Genomic DNA, 17,959 nt, shown 5'->3' on the forward strand with positions numbered 1-17,959 from the left:
TTCAGATTACCCTAATCATCTGTAAGTATCTGAAAGTCTGGATGCAATTTTTTCCAATGTTCTCTTAATTTTTCTTTATGAACAGAAATCATAGGTAAGTCTAGTAATAGCACTGGCCATACTGACCGTGCTTTGTCCATGATCGCGTGAAGTTGTTTTTCAATAACACGCCATGGAACACCGACTTTTTCAGCCCATTGTTCAAAGTGTTTCATCTCAGCTAAATACCAATCTTTATTTTTGGCAAGATTTAATGCGAAATGACGCTCATTTTCAATATATACACTGGTCATTAATATATCGTATGCGGGAGATAATCTGGGTGCACTTTTATCATGATAAATCATACTCCAGTTTTTTAAGTGCGCATCTCCATTGGCGAGCAAAATATTGACGAGTAAGCGGCTGGCAAATTGCTGAATATCAAGAATTTTGTTATCTGAAAATTGATAAATGATCTTTCCTATCTGCTCATAATTTGTGGTGCTGTATTTCTGATGTGGATATGCGCCGAAGATCTGAGCAAAGTCTTCGATGTGAATAAGCTCTATAGTATCAGCAGTACTCTGTCTATCAAATCTTTTGATTGCGAAAGCATATTGCTCTTGGGGTAAATTTAATGGTGGCAGGTCTTGTAAGAGTGCCATATCCACCAAGCGAATCTCAGGGACATCTATGCCGACTGTTTTGGCAAGGCTCATCATAGAATATTCATTTAGTGGAACAAAACCATGTCTGGAAGAAGGAGTTTTGATAATCCAATCCCCTAATAGACTGGATTCTATTGCCTGTGCTAATGTAAAACGCCCATCTTTGGCTTTCATGGAAAACTTCATTTGGACGCCAGCCAAGGAAAACTTATTATCTGTTCGAATCTCTTGCTTTAAAATCTGATCTGGATTCGAGATCTGCAGTTTGAATTTTATTTCATCTGGAATTTCTTCTGGATCTAATGGGGTCGCAATGAGTGCTCCAGGTAAGTCATGACCTAAAGCTGCCAATAACTGAAATTCATTGTCTATATGTACTTTAAGGCTTTGTGCAATGAGTTCGCGTAATGCGCCTTCTGGTAGCAAGTTTGATAGCAAGGGGTGTAAGCGCTGATGTGTAACATAGGTCTTTTCTAAAATCTTATCTGCTTGAGGATACAAGGGGGAAGTCAGCAAGCTCAAGGTCTGGCGTTGCTGATCAAATCGGAAAGAATCCGTAAAAACCAGAATATTTTTTCCGCTCTGAAATCCTGCCAAGTATCCAACGACAGCGTGATGTAATGTTAATTTCAGGACGGCAACAGTATTCATGGTTCCTCTCCTCCGAGAAGACCCTTCCATGGGTTAGTCATTAAGTCATCCTGATCTTCAATAGTGACTTTAATTTCATCATTCAATAATTGTCTAATCAAATGAACCTTATCATCAGGGATGAGCATCAGTTGAGCATTTAATCCTGCCGCGATAATTTCTAAGGTCTCTAATCGAGGGTTGCCCTGACTTTCCAGCTTTTGGTATTGCTGTCTTGAAATGCCTGTACGGGATTGCATATCAACTTGCTTTAAGCCCAATTGGGTTCGTCTTTTTTTGATTTGCTGAAGTAAAGACTCATTCATTGTAGACACATTTATTGCTTTTTAGTGTTATAAGAAACATATTAGTTTCTTTTTTCTTGAAAAGCAATTTATAATTTTATCATTTCGATCTGCAAAACAGCCTTAGCTACGTAGTGATCTGAAATGACTCTGAAAATACAGTTAAAATTTGCATTCGGACCCGCATCCTTTGTGATGGCCAGTTATTTTGATGCCAAGGAGACCCACACATTTAGAATTTTAAAAGCGGCTTTACGTTTAATTATCTTATGGATTGAAAATTGGGGTAGTGTCAATAGATCTAAAATTATAAAACGATATTATTGTGTGATTGTTCTACAATATAGCCTAGAGCTTTATAACTTTTACTCCTTCTCTGAAACATTTTGACAAATATCGGATGGTTAACATCAACATAATCATATACCTGAACTTCAAATTTACCTTCATTTGATCTATGAATACGCCCAACATATTGAGCCAAAGTGCCTTTCCATGAAATCGGGAATGCCAAGAACAAGGTATCTAAACGAGGAAGATCAAAACCTTCACCAATGTATTTTCCCGTGGCAATCACAACATGAGCATCATCTAAATTTTGTTTTTCTTTTATGTTTTTTGTATGGCTCATACCTCCCTGTAAAATAGATGTTTTATACCCTAAATCATTCAACTTATTTCTAAGATTTTCGGCATGTTTTCTACGTTCAGTTAAAATTAACGGGATCTGACCATTTTGAATACAATGAGAGACATCTTTAATAATGGCATTATTACGTTCTGTATCTTCAGTAAGATGTTGCATCAGCTTTGAAATATGTGGTTTATTTTCGGTACCAAAGAAAATTTCTGGGAATTCACCTTCATAATTTACTTTTATTAATAATTTTTTAAGCTGGGTGTGATTGTTGGATTTCGCTTTGTATACAATAGAACCAGCTTGCATGAAAATAATGGGTTGATGCCCATCTTGACGTTCTGGTGTAGCAGTTAACCCGAGAATGTAGTAGGGACTGACTTCACTGAGAAGAAATTCATAGCTTGGTGCGGATAAATGGTGGCATTCATCTACGATAATTTGTCCGTAATTAAAGGCGATAGGTTTGATTGAATTATTTACACGGTTGATTAGACTTTGATATGTTGCAATGTCAATTTGATTAGATGGTTTGGCTTTTCCACCTTGTATTGTACCAATTTCGACATCGGCTAAAAATGAATGTAATCGTTCTTTCCATTGAGAAACAAGTTCTTTGTTATGAACAATAATGAGTGTATTTGTTTGGCGTTTGGCAATGATAGAGATTGCAGTAACAGTTTTTCCAAAAGCCGTTGGTGCATGTAGAACTCCAACATCGTGTTCAAGGATTTTTTTACATGCCATTTCCTGTTCAGAGGATAATTCGGTAAGTAGATTTATATTGACTAATATGTTGCCTTTAGTACGTTGATCTTTTAGTTTTATTTTAGTATCTTGTTGATTAAGCAAGTGAATTATATCTGTTAGGCATCCTCGTGGTAAACTGAGATATTGTCCTTCAAGGCGGGCACAGCATATGTGTCTTGGAATTCCTGTCGTTGAAAAACGCATTGCTTGTGCTTTAAAAAAACGAGGGTTGGAGAAAGTGGCTAATCTTTTTAATTGAGCTATCAATTGAGAGGGTAATGTCTGAATTGGAATGTGAATCATATTTGCGAATACCAATTCAATAGCGTCTGGACATCCCGCGATCTTTTGATTTTTTTTAGGAATATTTTTTACCCATGGAGCCTCATGGTCAACATCTGTTTGATTCTGTTCGATGAAATTGTAGCCTAGTTCATTCACAATATTATTAACTTCAGAAGAACTCATTAATTCAGTTTGTTGTAAAACAGTCCATGGGTCAGTAAAGGCATTAAAGTTACTGTCAATAAAGGTACTATTTCCTAGCGCTCTTGCGTGCTTTTGTAAGGGTAATGCTATTAAATTTCCAAATCCGCCTGCTGGCATGTGATCTTGATTTGGAAACATACGATCATAAGATTCAAAATCTAGAGCTGGATAAAGTTCCATGGCCTTATCTAGAATACCTGCACCCATTAAGCGAGCTTGCTTAGCTGCAATTGGTTCAGAGAAAAATATCCAAACATGTGCGCCATTACCTGAACGAGAGCGCTCAACCAAAAATGGTATATTTAAAGATAAGCACGCTTCAGAAAATGCAGTTACACAATTTTTCCAATCTGATTTATCAAAATCTACTGCGAGTAACCTACATTGATCTGTTGCTAATAGTGGGTAAATGCCTATAACTTTCTGTCCAGTTAAATGAGAATAAAGAACTTCTTGTGTGATGGGTAATAGTTGACGGCTTTTACAGTCTGAACATTTAATTTGAGGTTTGTAACAAATGCCATGTTTCCACTCATTTGCACAAGCAACAGAATAACCAGATTTTCCACTGCTATTTTCCCAACGATAAGCAAAGGTATCAGTTCGTCCAATAAACCTTTGAGAAAATAATAAAAGTCTTTCTTCTGCTGATAAATAATTCTTATTTTTTTCTTCAAGCGATATAAGTTTTTCTTTTTCTTGATAAAGGCTTTGATATTCATTTTGTAATAATGTGATTTGGTCTAAAATTTGCTGTAATCTAACTGCAATTTCTTTTAACTTATTATTCACTGATTTTTCCTAAAACACAGCTATTACTGTCCTAATATCAAATCTTAAATTAAAGAATTACAATATAATAAATCAATTAATTTTCAAAATATTATACAAAATTATTTATATGCATTAATTTCTTTAAAGTTTTGCTCGAAGACCCTCTAGCAATTGTAAAACAGAGAACAATCCCTGAGCATTTTGAATCTGTTCTACCGGAATGCCATTAGTTAATTTATTTGATGACTTCATGAAATGCTGCATCCAGGTAGTATCTCCACCCGCCAGAGCATCTAGTGATGTGGTAATACGGATTAAAGTGAGGGCGATTTCTCCCTGTTTTGAAGTGGGATCTAATTCAAGAGAGGTTAAAGTTTTCACCGAATCTATACTGAGTATTAAGGCTAGTTGATCCTGTGCAAGACCAAGTCGTTCAGCAGCAGCTAAAACTGCCTTAGCTAATATCATTTTCTGTTTTGCAGTTTTTTCTGATGTTGTATGCATGACCGATCCCTGTTTCAGACGCTGCTAATTCATAGAGTTTATACTATTTAATTATCGTTGATCAGACACTCAATTTTTACTAAAGATATATTAAGTTTGGCTTTAGATAAGGAAGCAACGGTTAAATTATTTAACCGCATGTAGTGATTTTTAGAGCTTCAACTTGCAGTTCAAGAGATCGAGGTCTGCCAATACAGGCTAGATGTAAGCAAAATTTAAATGCAGCAAGAGCATGACCATCTTTTACTGAATAGAGTTGTAGACGAGGAAACTCTTCCTGAGTTGATGGATGTTTATCTGTTGATGCTTTTGCTAATTTGAAAAGTTGAGGCTGTTGTTTAGTATCTAACTTTGTTTGCAAATCCTGTCCAAATAAGTGCCAAAATTTGGCAGGAAATAAAGCCTTAACCTGGGAGTAAAAATGTTCGAGTTGATCGATATCCTTCCAGCGATAATGGATACCGGTATGTGATGCGGTCACTCGATTTAAAAATATATTCAGGACGTATGCAATTTGTGCTGGATTTTTACGAGCTATTTTCTGTAGATGTTCAAAAAAATATGTCACTGCATAAAGCTCTTCAGCGCTATCGAGCATTGCTGGTTTTAAGTGGGTTGAGCTATCAATACTAAATAAACGGGGATTCCATTTTTTTGATTTAATGTCTGCTAAATTTAGGGCATTTTCATACCAATAATTGACAAGCTCTTCTGGTAAATACATTTTTTGAGATACAGCTTGAGGATCGTTGTGAATCTCTAATTGATTTAAGGTTTCATAAAAGCGTTGAAGTGAAATTTTAGAGCCTTCTGTGCCGGCGAAGAAAGCAAAAAAGTCATGGGGTTGATTTGTTTGTACTGAAAGTTCTTCAAGAATGTCAGTAGCATTACTCTGAAGCCAGTTTGTTTGATCATTCAATAATATAGTGGCTAGAACTGCCTGATTTTTCTCAAAATTAAAATTTTTTTCATCCTTTGTTATTTTCAAATTTTTATACGTTGCATTGTAGCCCATGATTTTTTTAGCCAGTTCATTTTGCATATCTGAATGATGTTTCAGTAGTTTTTGACCAGCAATGAGATAACTTAAGTGAATATAACTTTTGAAAGTTTCAACGGGTTCTATATGTCCTAAAAGATGTGCGATAACAAACCAATGGTTTTGTCCATGCTCATTTTGAAGAAGTTCAGCTCGTGTTTTTTGATACTCATCTGCACTATAGTCAGTTAGCTCTTGCACAAGTGGCGCATATTCACAGTTCAGTACAAGTGATAAATGATTCGCTGTCGTGTGACGAAAAGAGTGAAATGAATAATGATGTCCTTTAAACACCTGATTCATTATCAGTTTTAGGGGTACAGTGACAGTGTGTCGATTCAGTTTTTTATTTTCATTCAAGTTGCTGAATAAATATAAACTTTTCTTATTCTCTAAACGTTTTTCAACAACAAAATCGCTAAAAAATTGGTATTCATCGTCTTTAAGCAAAGCGTAGGCAGGCACAATCCGTTCCGCACTATCAGTTTTGAGCAGATGTTGATTTCCTTGTTTTTTTGAACCATAAGGTTGGACCCAGATAGAAAATTGGGTGGTGTTTCAAAAAGTATGCTGGCATTAAACGAATCCATTATTGATATAAAAGAACACTAAATCAAAGGCTTTGAAATGATTTTCAAGCTTTTTGGAGAAGTTGCAGCTTCTCCTAAAGCCTCGCCTGATTCGATGCCGTAATCGACAATTATTGCCTTCTATACCCACAGTGAAAAATTTACCAATCAACTGTTTGCATTCTTTAAAGGTCGTAACAAAGCTATCCCAATGGTCACTTGATATACATGTATAGCTTACACCTAACTGCTTCAATTTTAATTTAAGTCGTTTTGCAGTGGCTAAATCTCGGTTACCCCATACATAAGCAACAATTTCACCTGTTTCTCGATGATAGGCATAAATTAGCCATTGTTTATTTTGCTTATGACCAACAAAAGTCCAAAACTCATCTACTTCAAGGGTTTCATAATGACTTTGCTGTGCTCGAAGTTGATATTTTGATTGGCTAAGTGTCCGTAGAACTTTACCGATACTTACTCTTTCAATTTCTGCTATATCCCTGACACCACTGCCTCGCACCATGAGGTGTAATATTTTGGTTTTGATACCTGAGTGACAGCCTTGATAACTGAGAGCATGATCACCAATAAATTGACGTCTGCATATTTTACATTGGTAATTTTGCTTACCATCTACTTTTGTGCCATTTTTCTTTATACTGTCACTTAGGCAGGCTGGACACTTGATTTCTAGAGTTATTCGCATTTCTCTATTTTATCAAAATCCAACCTGCTTTTTTTCAGCATACTTTTTGAAACACCACCCTAATCTTTAATTATTGAGATTAGATTAAAGTACAAAGCGCATTTAAGGGCTAATAGCTTATGGAGTAATCACCCCAGGTTAATTAACCCGAATCGCGGATAAGAAATAAACTTGAAAAATAAGAGGACTAGAGCCATCAGTTGAGTTACCAAACCTAAAGCTTTAGCCCCGATGTTCAATAGTAACGAATTATTCTGCGTAATTGATGATTTCTTTCTGAAATTTGAAGCAACTTATTGGAAATTTTCTAAATAAAGTCATCAGTCTATAAGAATTCGAATAGCCCAACTCAGCCTCTCAGAAATTAGTTTTATCGTCATTTGGTATATTTAGGACTTGGAAAAATTAGGCTTCATAGAAATGTCATAATTTAGAGATATTAATGTCATCGAACTGGATTAAAAAAGAACAAAAAACCCACAATAGCAAGCTGTTATGACTAAAAAAATATCCAGACGTGAACTGCTTAAGACCTCCATTGCAGGCTTCGGTGCTTTGTCTTTACCCATATCTTTGACCGCTTGTGGCAGTGATGAGGATGCTTCAGATCAAGCTCAGGCACATCCTAAAGTCGCTTTTAAACATGGGGTGGCCAGTGGTGATCCCTTACAGGATCGGATAATTCTATGGACACGCTTAAGTCCGGAAGATGAAAACCTGCGTTATCAGGTGCAGTGGGAAATTGCTGCCGATCAGGATTTTCGCCAGATAATCAATACAGGACAAGTTGAAACCAGTCGGTCGCAAGATTTCACGGTTAAAGTCGATGCGGATCGTCTATCGGCAGGGCAAACTTATTTTTACCGTTTTAAGTGTGCATCGGTATATTCATCTGTCGGTCAAACCAAAACTTTAGCCACGCAAAGCAAGCTGGTGCAATTTGCCGTTTGTTCATGTTCCAATTATCCAGCCGGATATTTTCATATCTATCAGGAAATTGCCCAGCAAGACCTAGATGTGGTGATTCATTTAGGGGATTACATTTATGAGTACGGGATGGGTGGTTATGCGACTGAACAGGCTGCAGCATTAGGCCGAAGTCTGGCTGCAGATAATGCTGAGGAAATCATTAAACTGGAAGACTACCGCAAGCGTTATGCCTTGTATCGAACTGATGCGGACTTACAAGCAGCACATCAGCGTCATCCATTTATTGTGGTCTGGGATGATCATGAGCTGACCAATGATACCTGGGAGCAGGGTGCGGAAAATCATGATGTTTCAGAAGGTGATTTTTTTGCACGTAAGCTGGCTGCTTTGCAGGCCTATTTTGAATGGATGCCGATTCGTCCAGTGTCTGAAACAGATCATTTGAATATTTATCGCCAGTTTAATTTTGGTGATCTGGTTCAGCTGAATATGCTGGATACTCGTATTTTGGCGCGTAACAAGCAATTGCAATATGCTGACTATCTTACCGCGACAGGACTAGATGCCAATAAATTTCAGACAGATTTGCTCAATCCGACGCGTACCTTGTTAGGACATACACAACGTGAATGGATACTGAAACAACTCAGCCAATCGAATGCCGTCTGGAATGTGCTGGGTCAGCAGGTGCTGATGAGCAAGATGCTAATTCCGGCCGAAATTCTGGCTGTTTTGGGGCAGATCACCAGTGGTCAGGCCACTGCAGATGTGTTGCTACAAGTGCGTCAGATGCTGACAGAACTGGTAGGCCTAAAAATACGCTATCTGCAAAATGATCCAACTTTGACAAAGGCAGAATTAGCCAGAATACTGACTGTTGTGCCTTATAATCTTGATGCCTGGGATGGGTACGTCGTGGAGCGTGAGGTGATTTATACGGCTTGTAAACAGCTGAATAAAAAACTGATTGTACTTGCAGGAGATACCCATAATGCCTGGAACTCCACTTTGAGAGATCAAGCCGGCAGTACAGTCGGGGTAGAACTAGCGACCAGTTCAGTTTCATCACCGGGTATGGAGAAGTATTTGCAGATTCCCTTAGCCCAGTTACAGGAATTTGAAATGGCATTTACTACGCTAATTGATGAGCTGAATTATTGTAATTTGAATCAACGCGGATACTTGAGTGTTGCATTTACCCCGGATCAGGTACAGGCGAACTGGATTTTTATCGATAGCATCCAGAATCGTAGTTATCAGGTTGATCAAAGCCGTGTGTATCAGCTTCAATTAGATCATGAATTAAATGAAATCAAACCGTTAAAGCAAACTGCCTAAGCTGCTTAGAGTTTAAATATCCGGGCCAATGCCCGGATATTTTTTTATAACATTTCATCCCTATAGCTATCAATATCCAGATGTTTGATCGTATTTGCAATACTGATGCTCATATTTTAGTAGCCGCGTATATAATCCGGCAAAGTGAATTAATTGCTGTTTTAGTTCGGCATACCGAGGATCATGGCTTGAATAAAAACGTAATTTTAGTCGTAGCAGGCAGGTTTTTTATAAGCCCAAAAACAGATTTTATGTAATGGGAACAAAAATCATGGCAGCCAAGGCCCAAGGAATTAAGAGCTTGGCTTTGTCCCTGATTCCGCGGATTTTAATTTGGGGATTTACGCATTGTTATGTGCATATCAACTCACCCATCAAAATAAGCCAAAAATTCTAATTATAGAATCAGTGGCTTAAACAGGATTCGGGTTAATTAAGATGTATGGTTTAATAAGTGCTGTTGTGCGATATACATGGGCTTATCCAAACTTGGTGTACATTGAATCCATGTTCCATCTGCTTGAAGCTCCCATGCACGGCGGTTATCTTGAAGATAATTCATTAAGCCATCTTGCAGAATTTGTTTAGGAAGTTTTTTATCTTCGATTGGGAAACAGGTCTCGATGCGAGAGAATAAATTACGCCCCATCCAATCTGCACTGGCGCAATAAAGCTTGTTTTCGCCCTGATGGTAAAAATAATAAACCCGGGTATGTTCTAAAAAACGTCCCACAATTGAGCGGACTCGAATATTTTCAGAAAGCCCTTTCACTTGTGGGCGTAAGCAGCAAATTGAACGGACAATCAAATCGATTTGAACGCCCGCTTTAGATGCCCTATATAGGGCATCAATTAGTTGAGGTTCAGTTAAGGCATTTACTTTAATAATAATCTGCGCTTTTTTGCCTGCTTTGCTATTTTCAGTTTCAGTTTCGATGAGTTCAATCAATTGAGAATGCAGAGTAAATGGTGCATGAAAAAGTTTTTTCAATTTGACCATTTTCCCCATGCCTGTGAGCTCCTGAAAGACTTTATGGACATCTTCACAAATATCAGCATCACTGGTCAGTAGTCCATAATCAGTATAGATTTTGGCATTCATTGCATGATAGTTACCTGTGCCTAAATGAACATAACGTTTAATTTTGTCTATTTCACGACGCACGATCAGAATCATTTTGGCGTGGGTTTTATAGCCAACGATCCCATATACAGAATGAACCGTACCGGGTTTGTCGGAGACCAAACTTTCTGAGATGAGACGCATTGCTTCGCAAGACGTAGCGAAGCGTAGTGATCCGATGAAAAACCTAAATATACCCCTGAAATCAGAGATAGAGCGGTTCAATTAGAACTAAACCCAACTATCGCAACACTAGGCTTTGGAGAATCTCGTCGTTTCTTAATTGCGTCGTAATAATGATTATCAAGATAAAATCAAAATATACAGATTTTTGTGTAAATCCTGAGTAGAATTCGACTTTTATTTTTTCTCCAGTAAAAAGGCATAGCTTTTCACTATGCTATTTTGCAAGGACGCTTTATGCTCGCGCTAGATATACAACATATTCGAATGAAACAACACGCCACTGATAAAGCACAAGCGTTGCAATGTCTAGTCGATATCTTGGTCGAAGACCAATTGGTTACACCTGATTATATTCATGGGTTGACCGGGCGCGAACAACAAAGTGCAACGTATTTAGGACAAGGAATTGCCATTCCGCATGGGACGCCTCAGTCTCGCCAATCTATTTTAAAAACTGGGATTCGTCTGGCGCACTTTCCTGAAGGAGTTGTTTGGGACGGTGAAAATAAAATTTATTTAGCAGTAGTGATTGCTGCGAAATCAGATGAGCATTTGCAAGTCTTACAAATTTTGACGCGGGCTTTAATTAACGATGTCGCTGATCAAGTGAAACAGGCTCAATCTGCAGAGCAAATTATTGCATTATTACAAGCCCAACCCGCATCTTTGGCATTGCATGAAAATTTAATCGCCACTCAAGTTCCCGCACTTGATGTAGAAGATTTGATTTGGCAGGCAACACAGTTGCTGAAACAGCAAAAAATGGTGGAGTGTGGTTTTCTGTCGGGTTTAAACCTAAACAGCATGATTCATTTAGGGGAGGGAGTGTGGTCGATCACTTCTAACCAGCATGTTTTGAGCCCAGCTGTAAGTTTGGTAAAAGCGGAACAGGTTTTAAGCCATCAGCAGGAAATGCTCAAGACTTTGGTGTGTATTGCCAGTAATGAGCAACTGGATATGCAACGGTTTCAACGGTTAATGGATATTTTGTTTGATACTGAACAAGTTCATACCCTTAACCAAGAACAAGATAGTCACCAGTTGGCGCAGTTAATTGGTGCTGAACTGATTCCTGATTGGCCATCTCGTCGTATTGTCTTAGCTAACGCTCATGGTCTACATGCGCGTCCCGCGACACACTTGGTCAATATGACCAAGAAATTTGCAGGGGATATTCTCGTTGCTGTAGATGAGGGGGCTTACGTTTCGGCAAAAAGTTTAACCAAATTATTAGCCATGGGATGTCGTCGTGGTCAAACTCTGACTTTTATTGCACAACCTGATACTGATGCTGTAGCAGGCTTAGAACAGATTATTGATGCAGTTCAACAGGGCTTAGGAGAAGAGGTTGAAGCTGTTGATCTTGTATCTCATCAGCACAGCAGTAGTGACCCAGTCGTAAATACTTTGGAATTAATGCCTTTTGAATCACATGGCGATACGGGTAGCTGCGGTATTGCGGCATCAACTGGCCTTGCTTTTGGTCCTGCACATGTGGTGAAGCCACATGAATTTAGTTATGAACGTCGCGGACAGAGTTTTAAAGCTGAGAATGAAAAGCTTGAAATTGCGCTTCATCAGGTGAAAAATAGCTTACGTCAATTCATTGCACATACTGAATCTACTGCCATTAAGCAGATCTTCATGGCACATTTGGAAATGCTGGATGATCCAGACCTCCTCCAAAGTGTACAACGCGGTTTAAAACAGGGGTTGTCTGCTGCTGCAGCTTGGCATGATCATATTGAAGTGGCTGCTACCGCACAGGCTGCACTTAGCGATCGTTTACTTGCAGAGCGTGCGGCTGATTTAAGGGATATTGGTGAGCGAGTTTTGGCTGTTTTGTGCGGTGTGGCCGATGTCACAGAACCCGAGCAACCTTATATCTTAATTATGCATGATGTTGGCCCGAGTGATGTAGCGCGTCTGAATAAAGATCGTGTTGCAGGCATTTTGACCGCGGTTGGTGGAGCGAGTGCCCATAGTGCTATTGTGGCACGTGCTCTGGCTATTCCAGCAGTTGTAGGTGCGGGTGTAGCTGTTTTAAATATTGAGAACCATGCCACAGTACTAATTAATGGGGATACTGGTGAGTATGTGGTCTCACCCGAGCAAAGTCAGATTGATCATGCCATTGCAGAGCGCCAACGCCAGCGTGAGTTGCGAGAACAAGCGGAACAGCATTGTTTAGAACCTGCCATGACACTGGATCAACATCAAGTTGAAATCGCAGCCAATATTGGCAAAGTGGGCGCTACGATACAGGCTGTGGCCGATGGGGCAGAAGCAATTGGTTTGCTACGCACAGAATTGGTCTTTATGTCACACAGCAGTGCGCCTGATGAGGCTACACAAGAAGCCGATTATCGGGTGGTGTTAGATGCTTTGGCGGGTCGTCCATTGGTGGTACGTACACTTGATGTGGGCGGGGACAAACCTTTGCCGTATTTGCCTATTGAAAAGGAAGAAAATCCATTCTTGGGCTTACGTGGTATTCGTCTGACTTTACGGAAGCCAGAGTTGCTACGTCAACAATTGGTTGCTTTACTTAAAGCAGCGGATAATCGCCCATTAAGAATTATGTTTCCTATGATTGGGCGGGTTGAAGAATGGCGAGCAGCAAAAGCAATTTTGGATGAGGTTCGCATACAGCATCCATGTGAAAACTTACAAGTCGGTATTATGATTGAGGTTCCTGCGGCAGCATTGTTGGCTCCAATTCTTGCTCAAGAAGTTGATTTTTTTAGTATTGGAACCAATGACTTGACTCAATATACTCTGGCGATTGACCGTGGTCATCCACTATTGTCTGCCGAAGCTGATGGCTTACATCCGAGTATTTTGCTATTGATTGATCAAACTGTTCGGGCAGCACATCAGCATGGTAAATGGGTGGGCATTTGTGGTGAATTGGCTGCTGATCCAAAAGCTGTGCCTGTATTGATAGGCTTGGGCGTGGATGAGTTGAGTATGTCGAGTACCAGTATTCCATTGGTGAAGGCGCAAATTCGTGGTTTGAACTATATAAATTGCCAACAGGTCGCACAGCAAGCCTTAAGTTGTGACAGTGCGTCTGCCGTACGTGCATTGGTGGAGTAATTACCGAATGGCTAAGATATTAAGCATTACTCTGAATCCTGCAATTGACCTCACCGTGCAATTGGATCAACTAAAAGTTGGCGAGGTCAATCGTCAGTTAACAGCCCAAAGCCATGCAGCAGGTAAGGGCTTAAACGTGGCACAGGTCCTTAAGGATTTGGGACATGAACTGATTGTGAGTGGCTTTTTGGGGCAAGAAAACCGTCAAATTTTTGACCATCATATCCAGCAAGAGCAATTTGATAACCAATTTATTTATGTTGCAGGTCAAACACGACAAAACATTAAAGTTGCAGAAGCTTCTGGTCAGATGACTGACATCAATGGCAAGGGCTTTTTTGTAGATACCTCAGCAAAACAACAACTATGTGAACGTCTATCTCAACTGATTTTAGAGGTTGATGTGATTGTGATTGCTGGCAGTTTGCCACAAGGTTTTTCTGCAGAAGAGCTTTCGACACTGATTCTATGGTTACAGTCTGCGGGTAAAAAAGTCGCAGTAGATACCAGTGGTGTTGCGTTGAAAGCAGCAATTGCTGCCCATCCTTGGTTGATTAAGCCTAATACAGATGAGTTGACAGAAACCTACCATTTGCCAGCAGAAACGTTTGCAGAACAGCAGCATCTTTTTGCCAGTTTAAATAGTCAGATCGAACATATTGTGGTCTCGATGGGTGAAAACGGGGTGAACTGGCTTCACCGCACGCAAACCCTGCATGCTACTGCACCGAAGGTCACCGTCCAAAGTACGGTGGGTGCGGGAGATTCCTTGCTGGCAGGTATGATTCATGGCTTGTTGAGTTCAACTTCCCCAGAAGAAACATTGAAAACAGCAACCGCAATTGCGAGCAATGCTGTGACCCAAATTGGGTTTGCCCTTCCAGACTTTGCTGTTATTGAAGATTTGAAATCGCAAATCTCAGTCCAATCATTGAGTTAATACGATGCAAGAGATAAAACATATTTTATTTGTGCCACATAGTCCCGAGCAGCCGATTAATGCAGTGATTTTGGCCAAAAAACTGTCCAAAGCAGCAACAGCACTTGGTATTTCCAATGATGTGGCGACATCAGTTGAGCATCTCGATTTATCAAATGTTATTGATACGGTTGTTTTTGTTGGACAGAAGTCGGCAGATGCGACTCAACTGCGTGACAAGGTTGTGAAAGTCATTGGTTTGAATAACGCGCAACACGATGCGATCATGCTTTTGCAACAAGTTCTTGAGCATTCAGATGCTTTAGATGAAACTATTGCAGCCAATGTAGGGGTTACACGCTTTGTCGCCATTACAGCATGTCCAACTGGTGTTGCGCATACGTTTATGGCGGCCGAAGCCTTACAACAAGGTGCAGTAAAGCACGGTTATCAGATTGATGTTGAAACCCAAGGATCGGTTGGGGCTAAAAATGTTTTATCGGCAGAAAGTATTGCCAAAGCAGATGTGGTGATCTTAGCAACGGATATTGAGGTCAATACAGATCGCTTTGTAGGCAAACGCGTATATCGCTGCAGTACAGGATTTGCCCTTAAGCAAACGGATAAGACTTTTGCAAACGCAATTGCTGAAGCCAAAGTGCTTGAAACGGGTAAGCAAACAGCCACTAAGACAGAAAATGAAAACAAAGAAAAAACTGGAATTTATAAACACCTTTTAACAGGGGTGTCTTTCATGCTGCCGATGGTGGTGGCGGGCGGTTTGATCATTGCCATCTCGTTTATGTTTGGCCTCAATCCTGTTGAAGGAAGCTTTGCCGCATCCTTAAAGCAAATAGGTGCTGCAGCATTTACTCTTATGGTACCTATGCTGGCAGGTTACATTGCTTATTCTATTGCGGATCGTCCGGGTTTAACTCCAGGTTTGATTGGCGGTTTACTTGCAACACAATTAGAGGCAGGCTTTCTCGGTGGATTAGTTGCAGGTTTTATTGCAGGTTATATTGCGTTATTTTTATCGAAACAGCTTAAACTCCCAAGTAGCCTAGAAGCATTAAAACCAATTTTGATTATTCCACTATTGGCCAGTTTAGCTGTTGGTTTAATCATGATTTATGTGGTTGGACAGCCTGTTGCACAATTGTTTGAATTACTCACACACTTCCTTGCCAATATGGGGACGACCAATGCCATGATCATGGGGATTATCCTTGGGAGTATGATGTGTATTGATGTTGGGGGGCCAATAAATAAAGCGGCTTATGCCTTTACGGTGGGCTTACTTACGTCACAAACATACGGACCGATGGCGATTACCATGGCTGCGGGTATGGTACCGCCATTGGGTATGGCAATTGCAACTTTTCTGGCAAAGCATAAATTTGCCAAACCTGAGCAAGATGCAGGGAAGGCTGCTGTAGTTCTGGGCCTATGTTTCATCTCGGAAGGGGCTATTCCGTTTGCTGCCAAAGACCCGATTCGAGTGCTTCCATGCGCGATCGCAGGTGGTGCTGTAACTGGGGCTTTGGTTGCATTATTTAAATGTGAACTAGTCACTCCTCATGGCGGTGTAATGGTACTGATCATTCCGAATGCGATGAATTATCCATTAAAATATTTATTGGCGATTGCGATTGGAAGTGTGGTGACTGGTGTAGCTTATGCCGTGATAAAACAACGGTTAGAATAAGCCCTTCATAGAAGCTTTGTGAAAGCTATTTAGTGCAATAAATGAATATTTGCTCAATCCTATTTTGGACCAGTTGGAGAGTCTCTGCTTGAATTTGTCCAGGTAATAGGTCATGAGCGATATTGCTGAATCGGATTGCAACCTTACAAATCGAGCCAATAATTTCATCGACTTCTTGGACACAAAGTTCCGCTTCCTGAGTACCAAGTTTCACAAGAGCTTGTCGAGGAATATCCAGTGCCTCACCCATGATATCCATTTGATGATATCCCCCTGGTCCTTCACAGAAAGTAACATCATAGGCAGGGGCGAGTTTCCATTGCCCATTTTGGGACATCAGAAATGAAAAGTTTTTGCAATGATCATCTCGATTATTGAATACTACATTGAAAACAGCGTAAGCGTCCGCTGAACCCCATCGCTATTTTTTAATTTGAGTTGGGTTTCCAGCGGTGTGGCAGTAATTCTTCAATCTGGGTCACTTTATGTGTCGGCAACCTTTTCAGCACATCACTTAAATAGGCATACGGATCTAGCCCATTCAGCTTTGCTGACTGAATCAGGGTCATGACATTCGCAGCTCGCTGACCACTGCGTAGCGAGCCAGCAAACAACCAGTCCTTGCGTCCCAATGCCCAGGGACGCATTTGATTTTCGACCCAATTGTTGCAAATCGGTAGATTGCCATCATCCAAATAGCGACTTAAAGCTGGCCAACGCTTCAGAGTGTAATTGATCGCCTTGGCGATTGGAGAACTCGACGGCACCGTCAGATAATGTTGGTTGAGCCATTCATATAGTTGTTGCATCACCGATTAGCTATGTTGTTGCCGGTATTCGCGACGGTGTTGCGCTGTACCATCGGTCTTTTTCCTGAGTTCTGCTTCTATGGCATACAGTTTCTGAATCATCACTAATGCTTGTTCAGCGACCTGACTTTTCCCGGTCACATGCAGTTCATGGAATTTAAGATGTGCATGGGCCATGCAGCCCACCTCAATGATCTGGCCTGATTTAAAGCGTGCTTTATAACCACCATAATCATCACAGACCAGATGGCCTTGCCAGTCTTTCAGGAACTCTTCAGCATGCTTATCCTGAAAGTCATAGATCACCGCCTGAAGTAGATTGTACTGTGTGGTGGCATAGGCCCAGACATAACCTTTCTTCGGTTTTTTCTCATTCTCACCCATCTGCATGATGGTGACCGGTGTTTCATCGGCATGCAGCACCTGTTGCTGCAGTACAAGCTGTCACAGCTGCATTGCGTTGAGGCAGGTTCGTGCTCAATACGCAGAGTGAGTAGATGATCAGGTAGCGGTCGACGTTTAGGTTTGTTGGCTGGGGCTTTCTGTGTCGCTGCATCGGTTTTAGCTGCATTCAGCCGTTCCAGTTCCAGATCAACCGCGGCAATATCTTCTTCAACCGCTTCATCCCAGAGGTGGATTTGTTTGGCCGTTAAGTATTCATTCTTCTGGGCGAACTTATGCCGTTTAAACTGCAAAAGTTCATGCTCGTATTTTTGATTGAGATTAGAGAGAGATTTAACTTTAGAATCTAATTGCTGATTTGATTGTTCCAGTTGTTGTTTTGATTATGC

8 protein-coding genes and 9 pseudogenes are annotated in these 17,959 nt (G+C 40.3%); 7 read left to right on the forward strand and 10 right to left on the reverse strand.

Going from position 1 to position 17,959, the window contains the following annotated elements:
- Positions 1-11: 11 nt before the first annotated feature.
- From F995_RS15965 to F995_RS15990, 6 genes and pseudogenes are all read right to left on the reverse strand, one after another.
- Positions 12-1,301 carry a type II toxin-antitoxin system HipA family toxin gene (locus tag F995_RS15965; protein WP_004647812.1) on the reverse strand — a complete coding sequence of 430 codons (1,290 nt, stop codon included), beginning with the start codon at positions 1,299-1,301 and terminating at the stop codon, positions 12-14.
- On the reverse strand, positions 1,298-1,606 hold the full coding sequence (locus F995_RS15970) for a helix-turn-helix transcriptional regulator (protein WP_001005874.1): 309 nt from the start codon (positions 1,604-1,606) through the stop codon (positions 1,298-1,300). The genes F995_RS15965 and F995_RS15970 overlap by 4 nt, the downstream gene beginning before the upstream one ends.
- Positions 1,607-1,892: 286 nt before the next feature.
- Positions 1,893-4,253: a TOTE conflict system archaeo-eukaryotic primase domain-containing protein gene (locus tag F995_RS15975; RefSeq protein ID WP_001060549.1), complete on the reverse strand. Its 2,361-nt coding sequence runs from the start codon at positions 4,251-4,253 to the stop codon at positions 1,893-1,895.
- A 123-nt stretch (positions 4,254-4,376) separates the two neighbouring features.
- Positions 4,377-4,739 (reverse strand): antitoxin Xre/MbcA/ParS toxin-binding domain-containing protein, encoded by a 363-nt coding sequence (locus F995_RS15980; protein WP_004647815.1) that lies wholly within the window; start codon positions 4,737-4,739, stop codon positions 4,377-4,379.
- A 130-nt stretch (positions 4,740-4,869) separates the two neighbouring features.
- Positions 4,870-6,327, reverse strand: a pseudogene (locus tag F995_RS15985) (site-specific integrase); the annotation flags it as partial.
- 27 nt (positions 6,328-6,354) lie between these two features.
- On the reverse strand, positions 6,355-7,056 hold the full coding sequence (locus F995_RS15990) for an IS1 family transposase (protein WP_004282341.1): 702 nt from the start codon (positions 7,054-7,056) through the stop codon (positions 6,355-6,357).
- Between the two features lie 231 nt (positions 7,057-7,287).
- Between F995_RS15990 and F995_RS16710 the strand changes: the two are divergent.
- Both F995_RS16710 and F995_RS15995 read left to right on the forward strand, forming a co-directional pair.
- Positions 7,288-7,443 (forward strand): annotated as a pseudogene (locus F995_RS16710) (IS982 family transposase); the annotation flags it as partial.
- 108 nt (positions 7,444-7,551) lie between these two features.
- Positions 7,552-9,324 carry an alkaline phosphatase D family protein gene (locus F995_RS15995; protein ID WP_004647817.1) on the forward strand — a complete coding sequence of 591 codons (1,773 nt, stop codon included), beginning with the start codon at positions 7,552-7,554 and terminating at the stop codon, positions 9,322-9,324.
- 44 nt (positions 9,325-9,368) lie between these two features.
- On the opposite strand, the pseudogene F995_RS17195 reads toward F995_RS15995, so the two are convergent.
- Positions 9,369-9,581, reverse strand: a pseudogene (locus tag F995_RS17195) (hypothetical protein); the annotation flags it as partial.
- A gap of 70 nt (positions 9,582-9,651) precedes the next feature.
- Here F995_RS17195 and F995_RS17235 point away from each other — a divergent pair.
- Positions 9,652-9,741, forward strand: a pseudogene (locus F995_RS17235) (IS982 family transposase); the annotation flags it as partial.
- Between the two features lie 16 nt (positions 9,742-9,757).
- On the opposite strand, the pseudogene F995_RS16000 reads toward F995_RS17235, so the two are convergent.
- A pseudogene (locus F995_RS16000) lies at positions 9,758-10,537 on the reverse strand (RNA degradosome polyphosphate kinase); the annotation flags it as partial.
- 330 nt (positions 10,538-10,867) lie between these two features.
- On the opposite strand from F995_RS16000, the pseudogene fruB reads away from it, so the two are divergent.
- The 4 genes and pseudogenes from fruB to F995_RS16015 form a co-directional block, all read left to right on the forward strand.
- A pseudogene (gene fruB / locus F995_RS17240) lies at positions 10,868-11,996 on the forward strand (fused PTS fructose transporter subunit IIA/HPr protein); the annotation flags it as partial.
- A gap of 86 nt (positions 11,997-12,082) precedes the next feature.
- A pseudogene (gene ptsP, locus F995_RS17245) lies at positions 12,083-13,732 on the forward strand (phosphoenolpyruvate--protein phosphotransferase); the annotation flags it as partial.
- A gap of 7 nt (positions 13,733-13,739) precedes the next feature.
- Positions 13,740-14,672, forward strand: coding sequence for a 1-phosphofructokinase (pfkB, locus tag F995_RS16010; protein WP_004647820.1), 933 nt, complete (start codon positions 13,740-13,742; stop codon positions 14,670-14,672).
- A gap of 4 nt (positions 14,673-14,676) precedes the next feature.
- Positions 14,677-16,359 (forward strand): fructose-specific PTS transporter subunit EIIC, encoded by a 1,683-nt coding sequence (locus F995_RS16015; protein ID WP_004647821.1) that lies wholly within the window; start codon positions 14,677-14,679, stop codon positions 16,357-16,359.
- A gap of 29 nt (positions 16,360-16,388) precedes the next feature.
- Here the strand turns inward: F995_RS16015 and F995_RS16020 are convergent.
- Both F995_RS16020 and tnpC read right to left on the reverse strand, forming a co-directional pair.
- Positions 16,389-16,756: pseudogene (locus F995_RS16020) on the reverse strand (HipA domain-containing protein); the annotation flags it as partial.
- A gap of 31 nt (positions 16,757-16,787) precedes the next feature.
- Positions 16,788-17,941 (reverse strand): annotated as a pseudogene (tnpC, locus tag F995_RS16565) (IS66 family transposase).
- Between the last annotated feature and the right edge of the window lie 18 nt (positions 17,942-17,959).

Origin of the sequence: Acinetobacter sp. CIP A162, from assembly GCF_000367905.1 — a bacterium.
GTDB classification, from domain to species: Bacteria; Pseudomonadota; Gammaproteobacteria; order Pseudomonadales; family Moraxellaceae; genus Acinetobacter; species Acinetobacter lwoffii.

Bases quoted from the DNA above. Each gene is read 5' to 3' on its own strand.
- F995_RS15965 (WP_004647812.1), bottom strand. From the start codon at position 1,301: ATGAATACTGTTGCCGTCCTGAAATTAACATTACATCACGCTGTCGTT.
- F995_RS15970 (WP_001005874.1), bottom strand. From the start codon at position 1,606: ATGAATGAGTCTTTACTTCAGCAAATCAAAAAAAGACGAACCCAATTG.
- F995_RS15980 (WP_004647815.1), bottom strand. From the start codon at position 4,739: ATGCATACAACATCAGAAAAAACTGCAAAACAGAAAATGATATTAGCT.
- F995_RS15990 (WP_004282341.1), bottom strand. From the start codon at position 7,056: ATGCGAATAACTCTAGAAATCAAGTGTCCAGCCTGCCTAAGTGACAGT.
- F995_RS15995 (WP_004647817.1), top strand. From the start codon at position 7,552: ATGACTAAAAAAATATCCAGACGTGAACTGCTTAAGACCTCCATTGCA.
- pfkB (WP_004647820.1), top strand. From the start codon at position 13,740: ATGGCTAAGATATTAAGCATTACTCTGAATCCTGCAATTGACCTCACC.
- F995_RS16015 (WP_004647821.1), top strand. From the start codon at position 14,677: ATGCAAGAGATAAAACATATTTTATTTGTGCCACATAGTCCCGAGCAG.